Raw genomic sequence first — 17,264 nt, forward strand, 5'->3', positions numbered from 1 at the left:
GCCGGTGCTCGACCGGCGGCGGGACCGGCCGGCGATGCGCTGGGCGCTCGCCGCGGCCATCGCGCTCGCCCTGCTCGCGTTGCGAACCACCGCGAGCTGGCAGCAGCTGGACGCGCGCGCCTTCGATCTGCTCTCCACCTTTGCCCCGGCGACGCCGCGCGCACCCGGCGCGGTGATCGTGGCGATCGATGAGCCGAGCTTCTCCGCGCTCCAGCAGCAATGGCCCTGGCCGCGCGACGTCCATGCCCGGCTGCTGGCGGCGTTGCGCGCAGCGGGGGCCAGGGTGGTCGCGTTCGACGTGGTCTTTTCGGAACCGGGGCCGGGCGATGCCATGCTCGCCGCCGCCGCGGGACGGGACACCGTCTTCGCCGCCGACGAATCGCTGATCGAGACGCCGCAGGCGAGCTCGCTGGTCCGTACCGAGCCGCTGCCGCTTCTGCTCGGGCGCGGCGCACGGGCGGGCATCGCCAGCGTGCGCGTCGACGGGGACGGCGTGCTGCGCCGCATGCCGGGTTATCCGGACGGCTTCACTCGCGTCATTGCGCGCGCTGCGGGCGCAAAACCGCGGGAGACGGGTGGCCTCATCCAATATTTCGGGCCGGCCGGCGTCTATCCACGCATCTCCTATTATCAGGCGCTGGATCCCGCCCATTTTCTGCCGCCGCATTTCCTGGAAGGGCGTATCGTCATCGTCGGCTACAGCCTGCAGGCGACGCCCGATCTGGCGGCGGGCAGCGCGGACGCGTTCGAGACGCCGTTCACGCTGCGCACCGGCCTGCTCACGCCCGGCGCCGAGATCCAGGCGACGATCCTCGACAATCTGATCCACGGCCTCGCCATCCGTGCGTTGCCCTCCTGGCTGGCGGCGATCACGCTGCTGATCGGGGCGGCGGGTGCGGTGCTGCTGTCCGGCGGCCGGCGGCCGGCGTTGCGCCTGCTGGGCGTGGCAGGGACCATCCTGCTCTGCATGCTCCTCGCCTGGCTGGGTCTGCGCTTCGGCCGGGTCTGGCTTTCGCCGCTCGACGCGGCTGCCGGGCTCGCCGCGATATGGGCCGGGCTCGCCATCCGCGATTATGCGCGCGAACTGCGCTTGCGCCGCGACGTGCAATCCGCCTTCGCGCAATATCTCGCGCCCGAAATGGTCGAGCGCATCCTGCGCGATCCCGGCCTGCTCAAGCTGGGCGGGGAACGGCGCGAGATGACCCTGTTGTTTGCCGACATTCGCGGCTTCACCTCCATTTCCGAGGCGATGAAGGGCGATCCGCAAGGCCTCACCCGGATGATCAACGGCATCCTGACGCCGCTGTCTGAGATCGTTCTGGCCGAAGGCGGGACGATCGACAAATATATGGGCGACTGCATCATGGCCTTCTGGAACGCGCCGCTGGACCAGCCCGATCATGCGGCGCGCGCGTTGGCCGCGGCCGAGGGGATGGAGCGCGCGCTGCCGGCGATCAATGCGGCCATCGCCGCCCAAATGCCGGCCAGTGCGGCGGTGCCGGCGATCCGCATCGGCATCGGCCTCAACTCGGGCGAATGCGTCGTCGGCAACATGGGATCGGCGCAGCGCTTCGATTATTCGGTGCTGGGCGATGCGGTGAATGTCGCCTCGCGCCTCGAGAGCCTTTCCAAAGATTATGGCGTGCCGATCGTGATCGGCGAGGCCACGGCGCGGCATCTGCCCGATGCCGAGTTGATCGAGATCGATCGCGTCGCGGTGCGCGGCAAGCAGGAAAGCATCGGGGTGTTCACGCCAAGCCGCTTCCGGTCGGATCCCACGGCGGCCGTGCTGTAATAACGGCGTCATCACCGCGTTCTAGCGGGTCCTCCGGTAAACAGGGGGAACCGGATCATGAGCAGACTTCACTATGGCGCGCTTGCCAGCGCGTTGGCGATCGCTGTCGCCACCACGCCTGCCATGGCCGCCGACGTCGTCGTCGCTGGCGGCACCACACGCAGCGCCCAGGCGACGGTCGGCGGTACCGACACCGTGACGGTGGAGGCGGGGGGCACCTTCTCCAGCGCCAGCGACCCCGCGATCAAGTGGAGCAGCGCGTCCACCGGGCTCGTCATCGACAATGCGGGCACGATCGAATCCACTGCCAGCGCGGGCCGCGCGATAAATGCTTCGGGCTCGGCCAATCCGCGCTCGATCACGCTGAACAATCAGGCGGGTGCGGTCATCCAGTCCGAAGACGATGCCTTCCGCATCAATCTGGACGTCACGTCGGGCACGATCATCGTCAACAATGCCGGCACGATCCGCACCACCAATGGCGGCCAGGCGATCGATTTCGATGCGATCGCCAGCAGCGGGGCCACCATCCAGATCAATAATCTGGCGGGTGGTGTCATGCAGTCCTACGGCCAGGACGCGATCCGCTCCGGCCAGGGAAGTGTGATCGACAATGCCGGGCTGATCTATTCGGACGGGGCGCTCGGCAGCAGCTATGACGGCATCGATATGCAAGGTCACAGCGCGACGGTGATCAACGAGGCGACCGGCGTCATCTCCGGCCTGCGCCACGGCATCACCAGCGACGTCGATCTCACCGTCACCAACTATGGATCGATCACGGGCCGCAACGGCTCGGGCGTCGGATCGGACGGCAACGGTACCGTCGTCAACCACGGTACCATCACCGGCGCCTATAATGGCGTCAGCGCCAATGGCGATGGCGATGGCGTCGATATCGACTTCATCGGCACCGTCACCAATTACGGCACCATCCAGGGCACCGGCGCAGCCGGTGTCGACAAGGGCGGCCAGCCCAATTCCAGCGAGGGCATCGCGATGGGCGGCGGCACCATCGTCAACGCCTCGGGCGCGACGATCAGCGGCCTGGGCCGTGGCATCCTGATCGACGACGGCTCGGCGGGCAGCGCCTATGGCGCGACCACGATCATCAATGCCGGCACGATCAAGGGCCTCACCGGGCCGGCGATCTCACTGGTCGGCAATTATGACGACAGCATCACCAATTCGGGCACGATCGGCGGCGGCAACGGCATCGCCATCGAGATGGGTGCGGGCAACGACACGCTCACCTTGCTGCCCGGCTCCACCATCACGGGCAGCGTCGATGGCGGGGACGGCAACGACGCGGTCGTGTTGGCCGGCAGCGGATCGGGCAGCTTCGCCGGTGCGATCAACTTCGAAACGCTGAGCGCCGGCTACGGAAGCTGGACCTTCACCGGCGATTCCACCTTCTCTGGCGGCACCACCGTTGGCGGTGGCGCGCAACTCTTCGTTACCGGCGTGCTCCGCTCGGCCGTGACCGTCTCCAGCGCCGGCACGCTGGGCGGTACTGGCACGGTCAGTGCCGTCTCCGTGCACTCCGGCGGTGCGATCGCGCCGGGCGTGAACGGGGTCGGGTCGCTGCGCGTCAATGGCAATTACGTCCAGCAAGGCGGATCGATCTACGCGGCGGATATCACCGCGGGCGGCGCGGCGGATCGGCTGTTCGTGGCCGGCACGGCCACTTTGCAGTCGGGGGCGATCCTGTCGGTCACGCGTGCGGCGGGCAGCTATACGCCCGGTACTCGCTACGTGCTGCTTTCGGCCACGAACGGAATCGCCGGCACCTATCAGCTGCAACAGGCGAGCGATCCCGATACCGAACTGCGTCTCGGCAGCGACGGCAGCTATCTCTACGTGGATGTGGCGCGCACCGGCGGATCGCTGATCCGGCTCGGCACCACGCCCAACCAGAAGGCGGTGGCCGCCGCCTTCGTGCCGTTCGGTATCGCCAATCCGGCTTATGCGGCGCTGACCCTTACGCCATCCGACGCGGCGACGCGCACCGGGCTCGACAAGCTTAGCGGTGAGCTTCACGCGTCGGTGCGCACCGCCTTGGCGCATGACGCGCTGGCCGCGGAGGGCGCGGTGAAGAGCCGGCTCGACAGCGCCAGCGACGAAGGCATCTCGCTGTGGGGCCAGTTCCTCGGCGGCCATGGCAAGGACGATCGCAGCGGCGTCTCGTCCAAGGCGGATCGCTATACGCTCGGCGGCGTCGGGGGGATCGACATGGCGCTGGGCGAACATGGCCGCATCGGCATCGCCGCCGGCTACACCCGCACGCGCCTGCGCATCGACGATCTCTCCAGCAGCGCGCGCGTCCGCAACGGCCATGTGCTCGGTTATGCCGGTGGTAGCTTCGGGGGCTTCGCGCTGCGGGCGGGCGGCGGCTACTCCTGGGGCCGCATCAGCACGCAGCGCAGCGTGGCCTTCACCGGCTTCTCGGATCAGGATGCGGCGCGCTACGATGGCAACGTCCTGCACGGTTTCGCCGAAGCGGGCCATGTCATGAGCTTCACCGGCGGCACGGCCGAGCCTTATGCCGGTTTCACCGCGCTGCGCGTCCATACCGACAGTTTCGTGGAAAATGGCGGAGTAACGGCTTTGGCCGGGCGTGCGCGCATGGACTCGGTCGAATTCGCCAATCTCGGCCTGCGGCTGGGTTTCGATCTGGGCCGTAAGGTCACCTTGCGCGGCAGTATGTCGTGGCAGCATGCCTTCGATACGGTTCGGCCGGATGCCGTGCTGAACTTCGTCGCCGGCAGCACGCCCTTCACGGTGCTCGGAGCGGCACTTTCGCGCGACGCCGCCGCGCCGACCGTGGACTTCACATTCCGCCCGGCAGCCAAGCTGCGCCTCGCAGCAGGCTATTCCGGGCTGATCGGCAATGCCGGCACCAGCCATGCCGGTCGCGTGACGTTCGGCTACGCCTTCTGATCGCCGGATCCGCGCGTCATCCGGCGCGCGGCCCGGCATGCCGCTCCGCCGCTGTCGATCGGGAACGCGCCGATCGACGCGTCAGGATTTGCCGTCGTCGACGTCCTCGGCAAGACGGTCGATCTCGGCGGGTGTGCCCTTGCCGATCATCGCGAATGCCTGATCGCCCTTGCGCCAATAGGCGACGGTCTCGCCTTCGCGTTCCACCACCACCGGTTCCGGCGGCGCCTCGATCGGCGATCGCACCGCGAACATGGAGAGCAGGCGCCTGTCTTCGGTCTCGATCGAAATCTGCAGCGCGGGCCCTTCGTCGGACGGGAATATCTGCGCGTCCATCACCCGCCACTTCGGGGGCAGGCGGGGCACCTTGATCCGCGCCGTGCGCAATATCTCATTGGCGTTCACCACCGGAGACTCGATCTGCGACGCCATCTCGGCGCGCAACTGCGTCGTGCGATGGGACTGGAGGGCATCCTCCACATAGGAAGGCGCGGCGGCTGCCCAGCCGCCGCGGCCGAGCCTCGGATTGCCATTGAGCGTGAAGAAGGACAGCGCGATCGCCGCAGCGGCGGCCAGCGCCGGCATGCGAACGCGCTTCAGCAGGCTGCGCTGGCCGAGGCCGCGGGCGAGCCGGCCCGCCGCCTGGCGATGGCCGGGCCGCAGTTCGAAGCGGGGAGCCATCAGGCGCAGCGCATGGGCATCGCGCAGATCCGCCATCACCCGCGCAGCCGCCTCCGGATGGCGGGCGAGATGATCCTCGATCTGCACCGCGCGCGTGCCTTCCAGCTCGCCGTCCACATAGGCCTGTAGCTCGATCTCCGAGACCGGCTGCATGATCAGTCCTTCTCCTTCACCAGACGGAGTTCCCCGCCAAATCCTTTCGGCTCGCGCAGCAGCGCACGCGCCCGGCTCAGCCGCGACATCACCGTTCCCACCGGTACCTCCAGCGCCTCCGCAGCGTCGGCGTAGCTCAGTCCTTCCACCGCCACGAGGTGCAGCACCTCGCGCTGTGCTGCGGGCAGCGTGTCGAAGCGTTCGGCCACTTCGGCGAGCATCGCGGCATATTGCTGCCCGCCCGGATCATGGTCCGGCTGCAGCACGCGCAGCGAGTCGATCCGCGCCACCTCGCTGCGCCGGCGCCGCCCATTGTCGATGTAGCTGTTGCGCAGGATCGCGAAGAGCCAGTTGCGCAACGGCCGTCCGGCGACATAGGTCGCCCGCCGTTCGTGCGCACGCAACAGCGTATCTTGCAGCAAATCCTGCGCATCGTCCTCATTGCGTGTCAGCACCCGCGCATAACGATACAGAGCAGGCAGACACTCGATGATCTCATCCTGGCCCATCTCGTCACCTACGATGCAGGCGAAAGATTATTCCGGGGTGCTTTCCGGACGCGGCAGGCTGTACTTTGTCGCAATGCGGGCGGCTGGTCCAATCGGGATGGTGGCGCGCTTGCTCCCGGCACCGAACGGCCGCACGAAGAGGGAATGGATCGCATCGATGCACTGGTGATCGGCGCGGGGGCGATCGGGCTGGCCGTGGCGCGCAGCCTCGCCCGCGCCGGCCGCTCCGTACTGATCCTCGAGCGGGAAGGGCGGTTCGGAGCCGTCACGTCGTCGCGCAACAGCGAAGTGATCCATGCCGGCCTCTATTATCCGCCGGGCTCGCTCAAGGAGCGTCTGTGCATCGCCGGGCGGGAGCTGCTCTATGCCTATTGCGCAGAGCGGGGCGTGCCGCATCGCCGCTGCGGTAAGCTCGTCGTCGCCACGGATGCGGCCGAACTGCACGCGCTGGAAGCGCTCGCCGCGCAAGGTCGCGCCGCGGGCGTCGCCGGCCTTGCACTGGTCGACGCCGCGGCGGTCGGCGTGCTGGAGCCCGCGCTGCGCTGCCAGGCTGCCCTCCATTCGCCGCTGACCGGTATCGTCGACAGCCATGCGCTGATGGTCGCCTTGCTTGCCGAGGCCGAAGATCATGGCGCGCTGATCGCTTATCGCGCTCCGGTGGAGGCGATCGATCGCCAGGCTGGCGGCTGGCTGGTCCGGGCCGGCGGCACGCGGCTGCTTGCGACGATGGTCGTCAACGCCGCCGGGCTGGATGCGCAGGCGGTCGCAGCCCGCATCGATGCGCTCGCGCCCGCGCTGATCCCGCCGCTCCACCTCGCAAAAGGCCGCTATTTCACCTATTCCGGCCGCGTCCCCTTCACCCGGCTGATCTATCCGCTGCCGGTGCCAGGCGGACTCGGTACCCATCTCACGCTCGATCTCGCCGGTGCCGCCCGTTTCGGGCCGGACGTGTCCTGGGTGCAGGCGATCGACTATGTGGTCGATCCGGCCGAACGCCCGCGTTTCCTGGCGGCGGCCCGGCGGATCTGGCCCGATATCGACCCCGATCGCCTCCACCCCGGCTATGCCGGCATCCGCCCGAAGCTGTCCGGCCCCGGCGAGCCCGCGGCGGATTTTCGGATCGACGGTCCGGCGAGACATGGCCTTCCCGGCCTCGTCAATCTGTTCGGAATCGAATCGCCGGGGCTTACCGCTTCGCTCGCCATCGCCGGGGAGGTGATGGCGCAGCTGGGCATCGAGGCGTGATGGCCCCTGCCGTTTCAGGCTTTTGGAGGAAGACAAAGGACGACGGGTGATCGATGCTCGCCCGCTGGAGAGATAGAGAATGGGGACAGTGCAGCATCAACGGCTTCGCATTGGCGGTGCCTGCCGTCGATCGCGCTACGTGCCGATGTCCTGAGCGGTGATGGCATCCTCTTCCCTCATCGCCGCGGGCGCCGCGCTGCTCGCCTCGGCAGCGCCGGATGCGGCGGATGCGCCGGTCGAGCCCATGCAGGCGGCATCGGACGGGACCGACGAATCCGGTCCCCCATTCTCCTTCGGCGCCTCCTACACGGCGGACCTCTGGAGCAATGCCCGCGGCGGCATTCGTCGCGGCATGCGCTACCTCGACAATCTCTCGGTCTCGGCGGAGGCGGATCTCGATCGCCTCGTCGGCCTCGGCCGCACGCGTGCCTTCGCCTCGCTGCTTTATAACAACGGCACGCATTTCAGCGATGCGCTGGTCGGCGATGCGCAGACCGTGTCCAACATCGACACGGGCGTTCGGGCGCTGCGCGTCTACGAAGCCTGGCTGGAGGCGGGTGATCCCGATCGCTTTTCGGTGAAAGCCGGGCTCTACGATCTCAACAGCGAATTCGACGCGATCGAGAGTGCGCATCTCTTCCCCAACAGCGCGCACGGCATCGGCACGGATATCGGCCAGACCGGCGTAAACGGCCCATCCATCTTCCCGGTGACGTCGCTCGCGGTGCGCGTCTCGGCCCGGCTCTCGCCGCGCTGGTCGGTACGGATCGCGCTGCTCGACGGGGTGCCTGGGGATCCCGATCATCCGGCGGCGACGGTGATCGCGTTGCGCCGGGGCGAGGGCGTGCTCGCGATCGCGGAGGTCGAGCGGGAACTGCCGCGCGGCAAGATATTGGTTGGCGGCTGGGGCTACAGCGCCCGCTTCGCTGCGCTGGACCAGCCGGATCGACAAGGGCGCGGCAATCGTGGTGCCTATGTGCGCGGAGAATGGCGGCTGCTCGGCACGGAGGCGCGGGGCCTGACCGGATTCGTCCGGCTCGGCACCGCGGCCGGACGCTATAACGGCTTTTCCCGTTTCCTGGGCATGGGAATCGTGGCCAAGGGCTGGCTGGGCGGCGAGACGGGAATAGCGCTGGCCCACGCCGCTACCTCGCCCGCCGCCCGCCGAGCCGATCCGGGCGTGGTTCGCCGGGGCGAGACCGCGATCGAGCTGACCTATCAGCGGAGGCTCACCCGCTGGCTCACCGTCCAGCCCGACATGCAATATATCGTGCATCCGGGCGCGGACGCCTCGCTGCGCAACGCGCTCGTCTTCGGCTTGCGGCTCATCGCCACGATCGGCCGCTGAGCGGCGAGGCGTCCCGCCGATCACCAGCTGTAGCGCAGCGATCCGATCACCGTCCGTCCGGCGCCGAAATAGCAGCTGTTGGTGAACGGGCAGGCAGTCACATGGCGCTTGTCGAACAGGTTGGCGGCGTTCACCGCGGCGCTGATCCCGTCGAGCGACGGCGAAAGTCGCCCGAGATCATAGCCGATCAGCGCGTCGATCAGGGTGAAGCCCCTGGTGGTGAAGCGCTGAAAGGTGGTGACGTTGTTGATCACCGCATAGCTGGTCGTGCCGTCCGATCCGCCCACATAGCGCGCGCCGGCGCCCAGGCTGAGCCCGGCGAGCGGCTCCGAAGCCTGGGCGCTCTTGCCGAAATCATAGGAGAGGAAGGCCGATCCCTGCCATTTCGGCGTGCCGAGCTGGCGCGTGCCGCTGGTGGTCGGCGTGCCGCTGTTGGTCGCGGTCGGCGGGACGGCCGGCGTGCCCTTGGTGATGATCGCGTCGGTGTAAGTGCCGGCCACGACGACGTCGAAGCCCGGCACGATCTCGCCGCGCCCTTCGAATTCCACGCCGCGCACCCGCACCTCGCCGATCTGGACCTGCGCGTTCGAGGGAATGCCCGCCGTGCCCGCGCGAGGATCGCCCACCGGCACTTTCTGGCGCCGCAGGTCATAGGCGGAGAGAGTGAAGATCGCCTGGGTGCCGAGCGGCTGATATTTGAGGCCCGCCTCATATTGCCGGCCGGTGACCGGTACGAAGGGGATGCCGTCATAGGTCGTGCCGCTCTGCGGCTCGAACGATTTCGAATAGCTGGCGAAAGGCGCGAGGCCGAACGGCAGCTCGTAGAGCACGCCGAAGCGCGTCGTGAAGGCGGTCTGCTCGAGTTTCGTGACGGTGCCGCCGGGCTTCTTGTTGAGGGTGGTCTGATCATACCAGTCGTAGCGCCCGCTCGCGATGAGCTGCAGCTTGCCGATGCTGATCTGGTCCTGGAAATAGATGCCGGTCTGGTTGCGCTTGCTGAAGGTGTTGACATAATTTGCCGACAGCAGCGTCAGATCGAAGCTCGGCAGCGTGCCGCCATAAGAAGGTGCATAGAGGCTGAGATTGGGGATGCTGGTCAGCGGATTGCCAGTCTGTCCGGTATTGAACTGCTGGAAATTCTCGCCGCTGATGTGCTGATAATCGATGCCGACGAGGACGGTGTGCTGCAGCGGTCCGGTGGCGAACTTGGCGCTCAGGCTGTTGTCCAGGGTGAGCATGTTGAAATCCTCGTCGGCGCCGCCGCCGCCACGGATGATCGTCGAATAGTCGCTGTTGCGGTTCGCCCCGGTGCCGGTGGTGGCGAAGCCGGCGACATAGAGTTGCCGATAGCTCAGCTTGTTGTTCTGGAACCGCGCGCTCGAGCGGAAGGAGAGGTGCCGGTTGAAATCATGACGGAACAGCGCCTCCACCGATTTGGCGCGATGGTCGTAGCGTTCATAGCCCGGATCGCCGGTATTGATGTTGCTTGGCAGGGCGCCGTTCGGATTGGGCAGCACCGAGCCATAGGCCGGCACGCCCGAATAACCTCCGCCGCTCGGTGATCGCTGATAGGCGGCGATCAGGGTCAGGCTGGTGGCGTCGCCCGGCGCGAACGTCACCATCGGGCTGATGTGCCAGCGCTTGCTGTGGGTATATTTCGTGAATCCGTCCGATTTCTGCCAGCCGCCGACGATCCGGGTGAGGATGCGGCCCTGGCTGTCCAGCGGCATGTTGACGTCGCCCACCGCGCGCAGCGCCGCATAGTTGCCGGCCTGCAGCTCGAACCGGCCGGACGGCGTCGGCTCCGGCATCTTGCTGGCGAGGGCCACGAGGCCGCCCGGCGTTGAATTGCCGTAGAGCACCGAGGCGGGGCCTTTCACCACGTCGATATGATCGATGCGGTTGAAGTCGATCTGAGGCATTGAATAAGGTCCGGCGAGCAGGCGCATCCCGTCCAGGAACACGCCAGGCGTGAAGCCGCGCAGGACGAGCTGGTCGTAGCGCGTGACCATGCCGCCCCGCTGGTTGGCCGCGACGCCCGCGACATAGCTGAGCGCCTGGTTGATCGACAGCGCGTTGCGGCGGGTGAGCTCGTCATTGTCGATCACCGAGATGATCTGCGGTGTCTTCATCAACGGCGTGTCGGTCTTCGTGCCGGCGCCGGTCTGCCGTTCCTTGAGGCCGGTGACGACGATGGTCTCACCCGGACTGTCGGCATCCCGGTCGGCATCGGCGGCAAGGGCCGTACCGGGGGCGAAGAGGGCGGAGAGGAACAGGGCGGATCCGAAGAGGGGTAGCCGCGATGGCCGCGCAAAGGAGCGCTGATTCACGTGCATCGTTACGAAGTCCCTTTTTGATATTGATAACGATTCGCACTCGCTGTTAGGGGGCGATATGGGACAGCGCAATGGCCAATGCGGAGGGCGAACAGGGTGATGAGCATACGCAAGGCGAGGGGCGGGGGCTGGCAGATGGCGGCGCGCTGCCTCACCGCGCTGCTCGGCGGCTATGCGGCAGCTGCGGGCATCGCTTCGCTCGGCGCGCGGCTGCTGCCGATCGCGACAGCGGAGGCGACGGCCTGGGGAATGATCCTCTCTTTCCTCATTTTCGTTTCGCTCGGGCTGTGGGCCTTTCACGAGCACCGGCTGACGCGTATCGCGCTGGTGATATGGGGCAGCGCCGCGGCAACGATCGGCGCGGTGCTGTTGATCGGTCCGCGCGCATGAAGGCGCGCGCCGGCCTGCGCCAGCCCATGGCCTGGATCCATAGCTGGCTGGGCCTCGTTGCCGGCTGGATCCTGTTCGCGATGTTCCTGACCGGCACCGCCAGCTATTTCCGGCCCGAGATCACGCGCTGGATGCAGCCGGAGCTGCGCACCGAGGCCGCGGCACCGGCCGAGGCGGCGCGCTCCGCCATCGCCTGGCTACAGGCGAATGCGCCGCATGACGAGCAATGGTATATCTATCTGCCGGACGATCGCACCACCGCGACGCGTATCTTCACGCGCCCGCGGCCCGATTCCATGACCCCGGCCAAGCGCCGCCGGGAGGAGATCCGCCTCGATCCCGCGACCGGCGAGGCGCTGGAGGCCCGCGACACGCGCGGCGGCGAGCAATTTTATCGATTCCATTTCCAGCTCCAGCTTCCCCATCCTTGGGGACGCTGGCTGGCCGGGCTGTGCGCGATGTTCATGCTCGGCGCGATCGTCTCGGGCGTGGTCACCCATAAGCGGATCTTCGTCGATTTCTTCACGCTGCGCTGGGGCAAGGGTCAGCGCAGCTGGCTGGACGCGCATAATGTAACGGCGGTGCTCGCGCTGCCTTTCCATGCGATGATCACCTATACTGGCCTGATCACCCTGGTGCTGATGTACATGCCCTGGCCGATCGCGGCCAATTACGCCAAGCCCGCCACCTTCGCCGTCGAAGCCTATGGCAATGATCCGGAGGGGGCGGCATCGGGGCGTCCAGCCCGGCTGGTGCCGATTGCCCCGCTGATCGCCGCGGCGACGGAGGAATGGAAAGGCGGGCGGCCCAGCACGCTGATCGTCCGCAATCCCGACGATGCCGCATCGAGCGTCACCATCCTGCGCGACGGAACCGACGCGCTCAACGCGCGCGGCGGATCGATCACCTATGCCGGCGCGGACGGCAGGCGCCTCGCGGCATCGCCCCCGCCCGGTCCCGCGATCGAGACGGCGGGGGTGATGCTGGGCTTGCACATGGGCAATTATGCCGGGCCGGTGCTGCGCTGGACCTATTTCCTGCTCGGCCTTACCGGCAGCGCCATGGTGGCGACCGGGCTGCTGCTCTGGACGGCGAAGCGGCGCAAGCCCGGCGCCACGCCATTTTTCGGCTTCCGCGTCGTCGAGCGGATGAACATCGGCGCGCTCGCCTGCCTGCCTGCCGGCATGGCGGCTTTCTTCCTCGCCAACCGGCTGATCCCCGCCGCGCAGCCCGGGCGTTCCGGCCTCGAGGTGTCGGCTATGTTCTGGATGTGGTTCGGCCTCGCCGTGTTGTCGCTGCTGCGTCCGGTCCGGCGCGCGTGGATCGAGACGCTGGCGGTCGCCGCCGTAGCGTTCGCGAGCGTCCCGGTTGTCAATGCGCTCACCACGGATCGCGGCCTGATCCGGTCGATCGCGTCTGGAGACGGTTTGTTCGTAGCGTTCGATCTGGTGATGCTGAGCGTCGCCGCCTGTCTCGGTTTCGCCGCGTGGAGAGCCGCCCATATCGCGCCCGTTGCGCCCCGCCAGCGCCGCCACGCCGGACCTCCCGCCTCTGCCGGCAAGGAACTCGCCGATGCCGCTTGAAACCCTTCTGCTCGGCTATGCCGCGCTCGCCAATCTGGCGCGGGCGAGCGGCCGTCCGCAGCGCGTGGCCGATGCGATTCCGCTGCTTCGTCCAGTGCATGCGAAGATCGCTGGCATCGCGCTCGCTTTGCTCTCGCTCGTCGCTAGCTTCTGGCGCTTCGGGGCCTATCAGGGTCTCGTCGCATGGCTCGGCCTCACCAGCCTCGCGGGCGTGGCGCTGGTGCTGCTGCTCTCGCGCTGGCCGGTTGCCGCGCTGCGCCTCTGGCTCCCGGCCATGGCGCTTGCTGTGCCGATCGATCTCGTGGGATTTTGATCTTCGATCATCCGCCCTGCCAGTCGATCCATGCGCCATGAGCCTGGCAGTCCGCCAGCCGGCGCGCGATGCCGCCCGGCCACCGGGTCAAGGTCAGCCCGGCGCAGTCGCGTGCCTTGTCCCATTCGAAGGCGATCCAGGCGAGGGGGCGCTGCGCCGTGGCGCGGGCGCCCGCCGCCTCGATCGTGGCGCGCACCCGTTCGCGCCGTTCCATCGGCAGATATTGCATCACGATCGAATGGAAGACGGCGCGCGCCACGCCCTCGGCCTGCGGCTCGGCAAGGCGCGCCTCGATCCAGTCCGCTGCATCCGCGCGGTCGATTCGGGGCGGATGCGCCTCGGCGATGGCGATCGCTGCGGCCAGCCGGGCGGCGCGCTGCCGATCGTCTGCCCAGACGAAGGCGGTCAGCCGCTCGCGTGCCTGCGCCTCGCGAATATCGAGCGGATCGAGATCGGCGCCCCGCGCGGCGAGGATGCGCACCTCCGCCGACTGCGGCGAGGGCCCGCGCCATTGCGGGCGAAGCTGCACGGGTGAGGCCGGATCACCGCCGCGGACTCCACCGAGATCATAGCCATAGCGCATCAGATTGAGGTTGAGCCCGGCGCTGGAACCCAGCTCCAGCAATTCGAACGGCAGATCCATGTCCCGTGCCGCCGTCATAAGGGCGGCCCAGATCGCGGCGCTCCGTCCCACCTCGTTCGTCTGCGGCGGCCCGTTCAGCCATTCGGCGATCATGGCATCCTGCTGGGCCAGCGCCTCGCCGATCGCCGCGTCGAAATCGCCGGCGAGCTCGCGGTAGAGCGCGGTCAGCGCGGGAGTAACGCCACGCCGGGCAAGGGCATGGAGCGCGCCGTTGACGCGTAGCGCGACCGCATCTGCCATCCGGTCGCCTGGCCATGCGGCGATCCGTGCTGCGGTGCGAGGCGCCATTGCGATGTGGCGCCGCGCCGCCTCCAGCACCTGCGCGACGAAGGGCGACCCCATGTCCCGCGCCATTGCCGCCTGCCGGGCGAACTCGCCGCCATCGTCGATCGAATCCGCCATGCACAGATCTCCGTTACGGCTGGTGCCGCATTCCTATCGCTTCACGCCTCCGGTACCAGATGCGCAGTCTCCGCAACCGGGGTGAGCGGCTGGCCGGTAGCGAACCAGCTCTCCAGATTGTCGACGACGAGCTGGCCCATCGCCGCACGCGTATGGGCCGAGGCGGAGCCGAGATGCGGCAGCAGCACGACATGGTCCGTGTCGATCAGCGCCTGCGGCACGCGCGGCTCGTCGTTATAGACGTCGAGCCCTGCGGTAAGGATGGTGCCGTTCCGCAGTGCCTCGATCAGCGCGTCTTCGTCCACCACGCTGCCGCGCGCGACATTGATCAGGATTCCGTCGCGGCCGAGCGCCTGCAGCACCGGCCGGTCGATCAGGTGCCGCGTCGCCGCCCCGCCGGGCACCATCACGATCAGAACGTCGCAAGCCTGGGCAAGGCCGATCAGCGTCGGATGCCAGGGATAGGGCATGTCCGGCTGCTTGGTGCGGCCATGATAGGCGATGGCGACATCGAAAGCGGCCAGCCTGCGGGCGATCGCCTTGCCGATCGCACCCAGCCCGACGATGCCGATCTTGCGTCCGCGCAGGGTCGGCGAAAGTGGGAAATTGCCCTGCAGCCAGCGTCCGGCGCGCAGATAGCGTTCGGCGGCCGGGATCTGCCGCACGGTGGCAAGCAGCAGCCCGACGGCGAGGTCCGCCACCTCCTCGTCGAGCACGCCCGGCGTGTTGGTCACCACCACGCCCCGCTCGGCTGCCACGGCGACGTCGATCTGATCGTAGCCGACGCCGAAGCTGGCGATGATCTCGAGCTGCCGCAGCGCGCCGATCAGCTCCGCATCGACACGGCCATAGAGCGTGCTCGTCGCCATGCCGCGGATGCTGGGGCCGATTTCACGCAGGAAGGCGGCCGGATCCGGTGCCTCCCATAGCCGATGCATCGTGAACCGTGCCTCCAGCGCGGCGATCACGGCGGGTTGCATCGGAGCGGTCATCAGGATGTCTGGCTGGGTCATGCTGCCGGGCTATCGCCGGTTCTGTCCCGAAGCGAGTGCGATTTCGGCCCGCGCCAGGTGCGGCGCGCTCAGCCCTGCGTCTGGCTCTGGGAGAGGCCGACGCGCACGCCCACGTCCAGCTCCTCCACGCCGCCGCCGATGCGGCTGCCGGAAAGCGGCGCGGCATCGCGATAGTCGAGGCCGATGGCGACGCGGATATAACGATCGTCCGGGCAATGATCGTGGGATGCGTCAAACGCGATCCAGCCATAATCGGGGATATGGGCCTCGGCCCAGGCATGCGCCGCTTCCTGCAGAGCCGCGCCGTCGTCGCGGTAGAAATGGCCTGACACGTAGCGGGCGGGGATGCCGATGGCGCGCGCCGCCGCTACGAAGACGTGCGCGAAATCCTGGCACACGCCATGGCTTTCGCTGAACGTCTCAATCGCGGTGCGGGTGGCATCCCGCCGGCCCGGATCGAAGGTCAGCCGCTCGTGCAGCGCGCCCATCAGCAGATGCATTCGGTCCAGCGCGTCGTTGCCCTCGGCTTCGATACCGCGCGCGAAATCGATGATCGCCTCGTCGGCCGTAGTCAGCCGGGTCGATTGCATGTAGAGCAAGGGCGGCAGCGTCTCGGTCGCGCCCTGCACCATGCCGGCTTTGTTCTCGGTCAGCACCGATCCGTTCACCGTGATGCTGATCCGGTCGATCGGTCCATCGACGTAGAGCATCGTCGTCTCGTTGCCATAGCCGTCGCGCCCGCTGCGCAGCCGGGCGTTGCAGTCGACGTCGATCCGCCAGTCGACGACATTCTGGCCGATGAAGGATTCGGGCGTCAGCCGCAGCAGCTGCACGAGGCGCGCCTGCGGTTCGCTGAAGCGATATTCGGTGAGGTGGTGGACGTAGAGTCGCATCGCCCGTCCCTTCAGAAGCGGAACTGCTTGGCGATCGCCTGATCCAGGCGGACATTCTCGCTGACGAACTCGGTCAGATATTCATGCAGGCCCTGCGCGAAGATCCTGTCGGTCGTCACCGCGCTGATCGCGCTCTGCCGCCGCCGTGCCAGCCGGTCCGCCTCGCCTTGCAGGCCGGTGCGTTTGCCGAGCAGGTTGAGCAGGTTTACCGTCTCGTCCGCCGATGCCGCCATCGAGCGCGGCAGCTCGGACCGCTTGATCAGCAGTTCGGCGACCAACCAGGGCTTCAGTCCTTCGCGATAGAGCCAGCGATAGGCGGTGACGGCCGAAACGGTGTGGAGGATGGTGGTCCACTGATCGCGGTCGATCGGCCCGCCGATCTTCTCGCCCTCAGGCAGCAGCAGATGATATTTGACGTCGGTCAGACGCGCGGTGTTGTCGCCGCGCTCGATCGCCATGCCCAGCCGGATGAACCAGTTGCTCTCGTTGCGCAGCATGCGGTGCAGCGCACCTTCGAAACCACGCGCTTCCGCCTTGATCGCTTCGGCGAGGCTGAGCGTGGATTGGCTGCCGCCCGTGGTGGAGCGATCGCGCAGACCCAGCCATGCGCGATTGATAGCCTCCCAGGCCTCGCGGCTGAGCGCGGTACGCACCGATTTCGCGTTCATCCTCGCCATATCCAGGCAGGATCGGATCGAGCTCGGATTCTCGCGCGAGAGAGTGAGGTAGCGCGCGACATTGGGCGCGGTCAGTGCGTCGCCCGTTGCGGCGAAACCTTCCTCGCCGCCCGCGACCGAAAGCGCGCTCGCCCAGGCGCCGGCACCGGCGGGGCGGGGAGACAGCGAATCGAGGCGCAGCGTCGCCTCGATCAGCCGTGCCGTGAATTCGGCGCGCTCGACATAACGGCCGAGCCAGTAGAGCGAGGCGGCAGTGCGCGAGAGCATCTAGCGCCGCTCCCCCGGCAACAGGGCCCCGTGGCAGGCGGAACTGGAAGATAGGTCGTTCCTCATCCGAACCGTT

General features: G+C 67.8%; 14 protein-coding genes. 7 read left to right on the plus strand and 7 right to left on the minus strand.

Annotated features, from left to right (window positions below):
- The first annotated feature begins 4 nt into the window (after positions 1-4).
- Positions 5-1,795 (plus strand): adenylate/guanylate cyclase domain-containing protein, encoded by a 1,791-nt coding sequence (locus GQY20_RS03650; protein WP_198350823.1) that lies wholly within the window; start codon positions 5-7, stop codon positions 1,793-1,795.
- Between the two features lie 57 nt (positions 1,796-1,852).
- On the plus strand, positions 1,853-4,735 hold the full coding sequence (locus GQY20_RS03655) for an autotransporter outer membrane beta-barrel domain-containing protein (RefSeq protein ID WP_157215649.1): 2,883 nt from the start codon (positions 1,853-1,855) through the stop codon (positions 4,733-4,735).
- Between the two features lie 81 nt (positions 4,736-4,816).
- Here the strand turns inward: GQY20_RS03655 and GQY20_RS03660 are convergent, their stop codons facing one another.
- Positions 4,817-5,569 (minus strand): anti-sigma factor family protein, encoded by a 753-nt coding sequence (locus tag GQY20_RS03660; protein ID WP_157215650.1) that lies wholly within the window; start codon positions 5,567-5,569, stop codon positions 4,817-4,819.
- 2 nt (positions 5,570-5,571) lie between these two features.
- On the minus strand, positions 5,572-6,078 hold the full coding sequence (locus GQY20_RS03665; RefSeq protein WP_157215651.1) for a sigma-70 family RNA polymerase sigma factor: 507 nt from the start codon (positions 6,076-6,078) through the stop codon (positions 5,572-5,574).
- A 144-nt stretch (positions 6,079-6,222) separates the two neighbouring features.
- Here GQY20_RS03665 and GQY20_RS03670 point away from each other — a divergent pair, with 144 nt between their 5' ends.
- Positions 6,223-7,323 carry an NAD(P)/FAD-dependent oxidoreductase gene (locus GQY20_RS03670; RefSeq protein ID WP_157215652.1) on the plus strand — a complete coding sequence of 367 codons (1,101 nt, stop codon included), beginning with the start codon at positions 6,223-6,225 and terminating at the stop codon, positions 7,321-7,323.
- 160 nt (positions 7,324-7,483) lie between these two features.
- Positions 7,484-8,671 carry a carbohydrate porin gene (locus GQY20_RS03675; RefSeq protein WP_232475872.1) on the plus strand — a complete coding sequence of 396 codons (1,188 nt, stop codon included), beginning with the start codon at positions 7,484-7,486 and terminating at the stop codon, positions 8,669-8,671.
- Between the two features lie 20 nt (positions 8,672-8,691).
- Here GQY20_RS03675 and GQY20_RS03680 read toward each other — a convergent pair whose 3' ends face one another.
- Entirely contained in the window at positions 8,692-11,007 is a 2,316-nt protein-coding gene (locus GQY20_RS03680) for a TonB-dependent siderophore receptor (protein WP_157215653.1), read from the minus strand.
- Between the two features lie 99 nt (positions 11,008-11,106).
- Here GQY20_RS03680 and GQY20_RS03685 point away from each other — a divergent pair, with 99 nt between their 5' ends.
- The 3 genes from GQY20_RS03685 to GQY20_RS03695 are packed head-to-tail and all read left to right on the plus strand — an operon-like array spanning position 11,107 to position 13,293.
- The gene (locus GQY20_RS03685; protein ID WP_157215654.1) at positions 11,107-11,397 is read left to right on the plus strand and encodes an iron transporter; all 291 of its coding nucleotides are present in this window, start codon (positions 11,107-11,109) and stop codon (positions 11,395-11,397) included.
- A complete protein-coding gene (locus GQY20_RS03690; RefSeq protein WP_157215655.1) occupies positions 11,394-12,980 on the plus strand; it encodes a PepSY-associated TM helix domain-containing protein in 1,587 nt (528 codons plus the stop codon). Before GQY20_RS03685 ends, GQY20_RS03690 begins: the two co-directional genes overlap by 4 nt.
- Positions 12,970-13,293 (plus strand): DUF3325 family protein, encoded by a 324-nt coding sequence (locus tag GQY20_RS03695; RefSeq protein ID WP_157215656.1) that lies wholly within the window; start codon positions 12,970-12,972, stop codon positions 13,291-13,293. Before GQY20_RS03690 ends, GQY20_RS03695 begins: the two co-directional genes overlap by 11 nt.
- A 7-nt stretch (positions 13,294-13,300) precedes the next feature.
- On the opposite strand, the gene GQY20_RS03700 is transcribed toward GQY20_RS03695, so the two are convergent.
- The 4 genes from GQY20_RS03700 to GQY20_RS03715 all read right to left on the minus strand — a co-directional run bounded on the left by GQY20_RS03700 (position 13,301) and on the right by GQY20_RS03715 (position 17,188).
- Entirely contained in the window at positions 13,301-14,338 is a 1,038-nt protein-coding gene (locus tag GQY20_RS03700) for a DUF2332 domain-containing protein (protein ID WP_157215657.1), read from the minus strand.
- 41 nt (positions 14,339-14,379) lie between these two features.
- Positions 14,380-15,351 carry a 2-hydroxyacid dehydrogenase gene (locus tag GQY20_RS03705; protein ID WP_157215658.1) on the minus strand — a complete coding sequence of 324 codons (972 nt, stop codon included), beginning with the start codon at positions 15,349-15,351 and terminating at the stop codon, positions 14,380-14,382.
- 68 nt (positions 15,352-15,419) lie between these two features.
- Positions 15,420-16,244, minus strand: a complete 825-nt coding sequence (locus GQY20_RS03710; protein ID WP_157215659.1) for a transglutaminase family protein — start codon at positions 16,242-16,244, stop codon at positions 15,420-15,422.
- An 11-nt stretch (positions 16,245-16,255) separates the two neighbouring features.
- The gene (locus GQY20_RS03715) at positions 16,256-17,188 is read right to left on the minus strand and encodes an alpha-E domain-containing protein (protein ID WP_157215660.1); all 933 of its coding nucleotides are present in this window, start codon (positions 17,186-17,188) and stop codon (positions 16,256-16,258) included.
- Positions 17,189-17,264: the final 76 nt, after the last annotated feature.

It is taken from the genome of Flavisphingomonas formosensis, assembly GCF_009755815.1.
Taxonomy (GTDB): domain Bacteria; phylum Pseudomonadota; class Alphaproteobacteria; order Sphingomonadales; family Sphingomonadaceae; genus Flavisphingomonas; species Flavisphingomonas formosensis.

Coding starts and splice junctions, on each gene's coding strand:
- GQY20_RS03655 (WP_157215649.1), top strand. CDS start 1,853: ATGAGCAGACTTCACTATGGCGCGCTTGCCAGCGCGTTGGCGATCGCT.
- GQY20_RS03665 (WP_157215651.1), bottom strand. CDS start 6,078: ATGGGCCAGGATGAGATCATCGAGTGTCTGCCTGCTCTGTATCGTTAT.
- GQY20_RS03715 (WP_157215660.1), bottom strand. CDS start 17,188: ATGCTCTCGCGCACTGCCGCCTCGCTCTACTGGCTCGGCCGTTATGTC.
- GQY20_RS03705 (WP_157215658.1), bottom strand. CDS start 15,351: ATGACCCAGCCAGACATCCTGATGACCGCTCCGATGCAACCCGCCGTG.
- GQY20_RS03710 (WP_157215659.1), bottom strand. CDS start 16,244: ATGCGACTCTACGTCCACCACCTCACCGAATATCGCTTCAGCGAACCG.
- GQY20_RS03685 (WP_157215654.1), top strand. CDS start 11,107: ATGAGCATACGCAAGGCGAGGGGCGGGGGCTGGCAGATGGCGGCGCGC.
- GQY20_RS03680 (WP_157215653.1), bottom strand. CDS start 11,007: ATGCACGTGAATCAGCGCTCCTTTGCGCGGCCATCGCGGCTACCCCTC.
- GQY20_RS03700 (WP_157215657.1), bottom strand. CDS start 14,338: ATGGCGGATTCGATCGACGATGGCGGCGAGTTCGCCCGGCAGGCGGCA.
- GQY20_RS03660 (WP_157215650.1), bottom strand. CDS start 5,569: ATGCAGCCGGTCTCGGAGATCGAGCTACAGGCCTATGTGGACGGCGAG.
- GQY20_RS03675 (WP_232475872.1), top strand. CDS start 7,484: ATGGCATCCTCTTCCCTCATCGCCGCGGGCGCCGCGCTGCTCGCCTCG.
- GQY20_RS03670 (WP_157215652.1), top strand. CDS start 6,223: ATGGATCGCATCGATGCACTGGTGATCGGCGCGGGGGCGATCGGGCTG.
- GQY20_RS03695 (WP_157215656.1), top strand. CDS start 12,970: ATGCCGCTTGAAACCCTTCTGCTCGGCTATGCCGCGCTCGCCAATCTG.
- GQY20_RS03690 (WP_157215655.1), top strand. CDS start 11,394: ATGAAGGCGCGCGCCGGCCTGCGCCAGCCCATGGCCTGGATCCATAGC.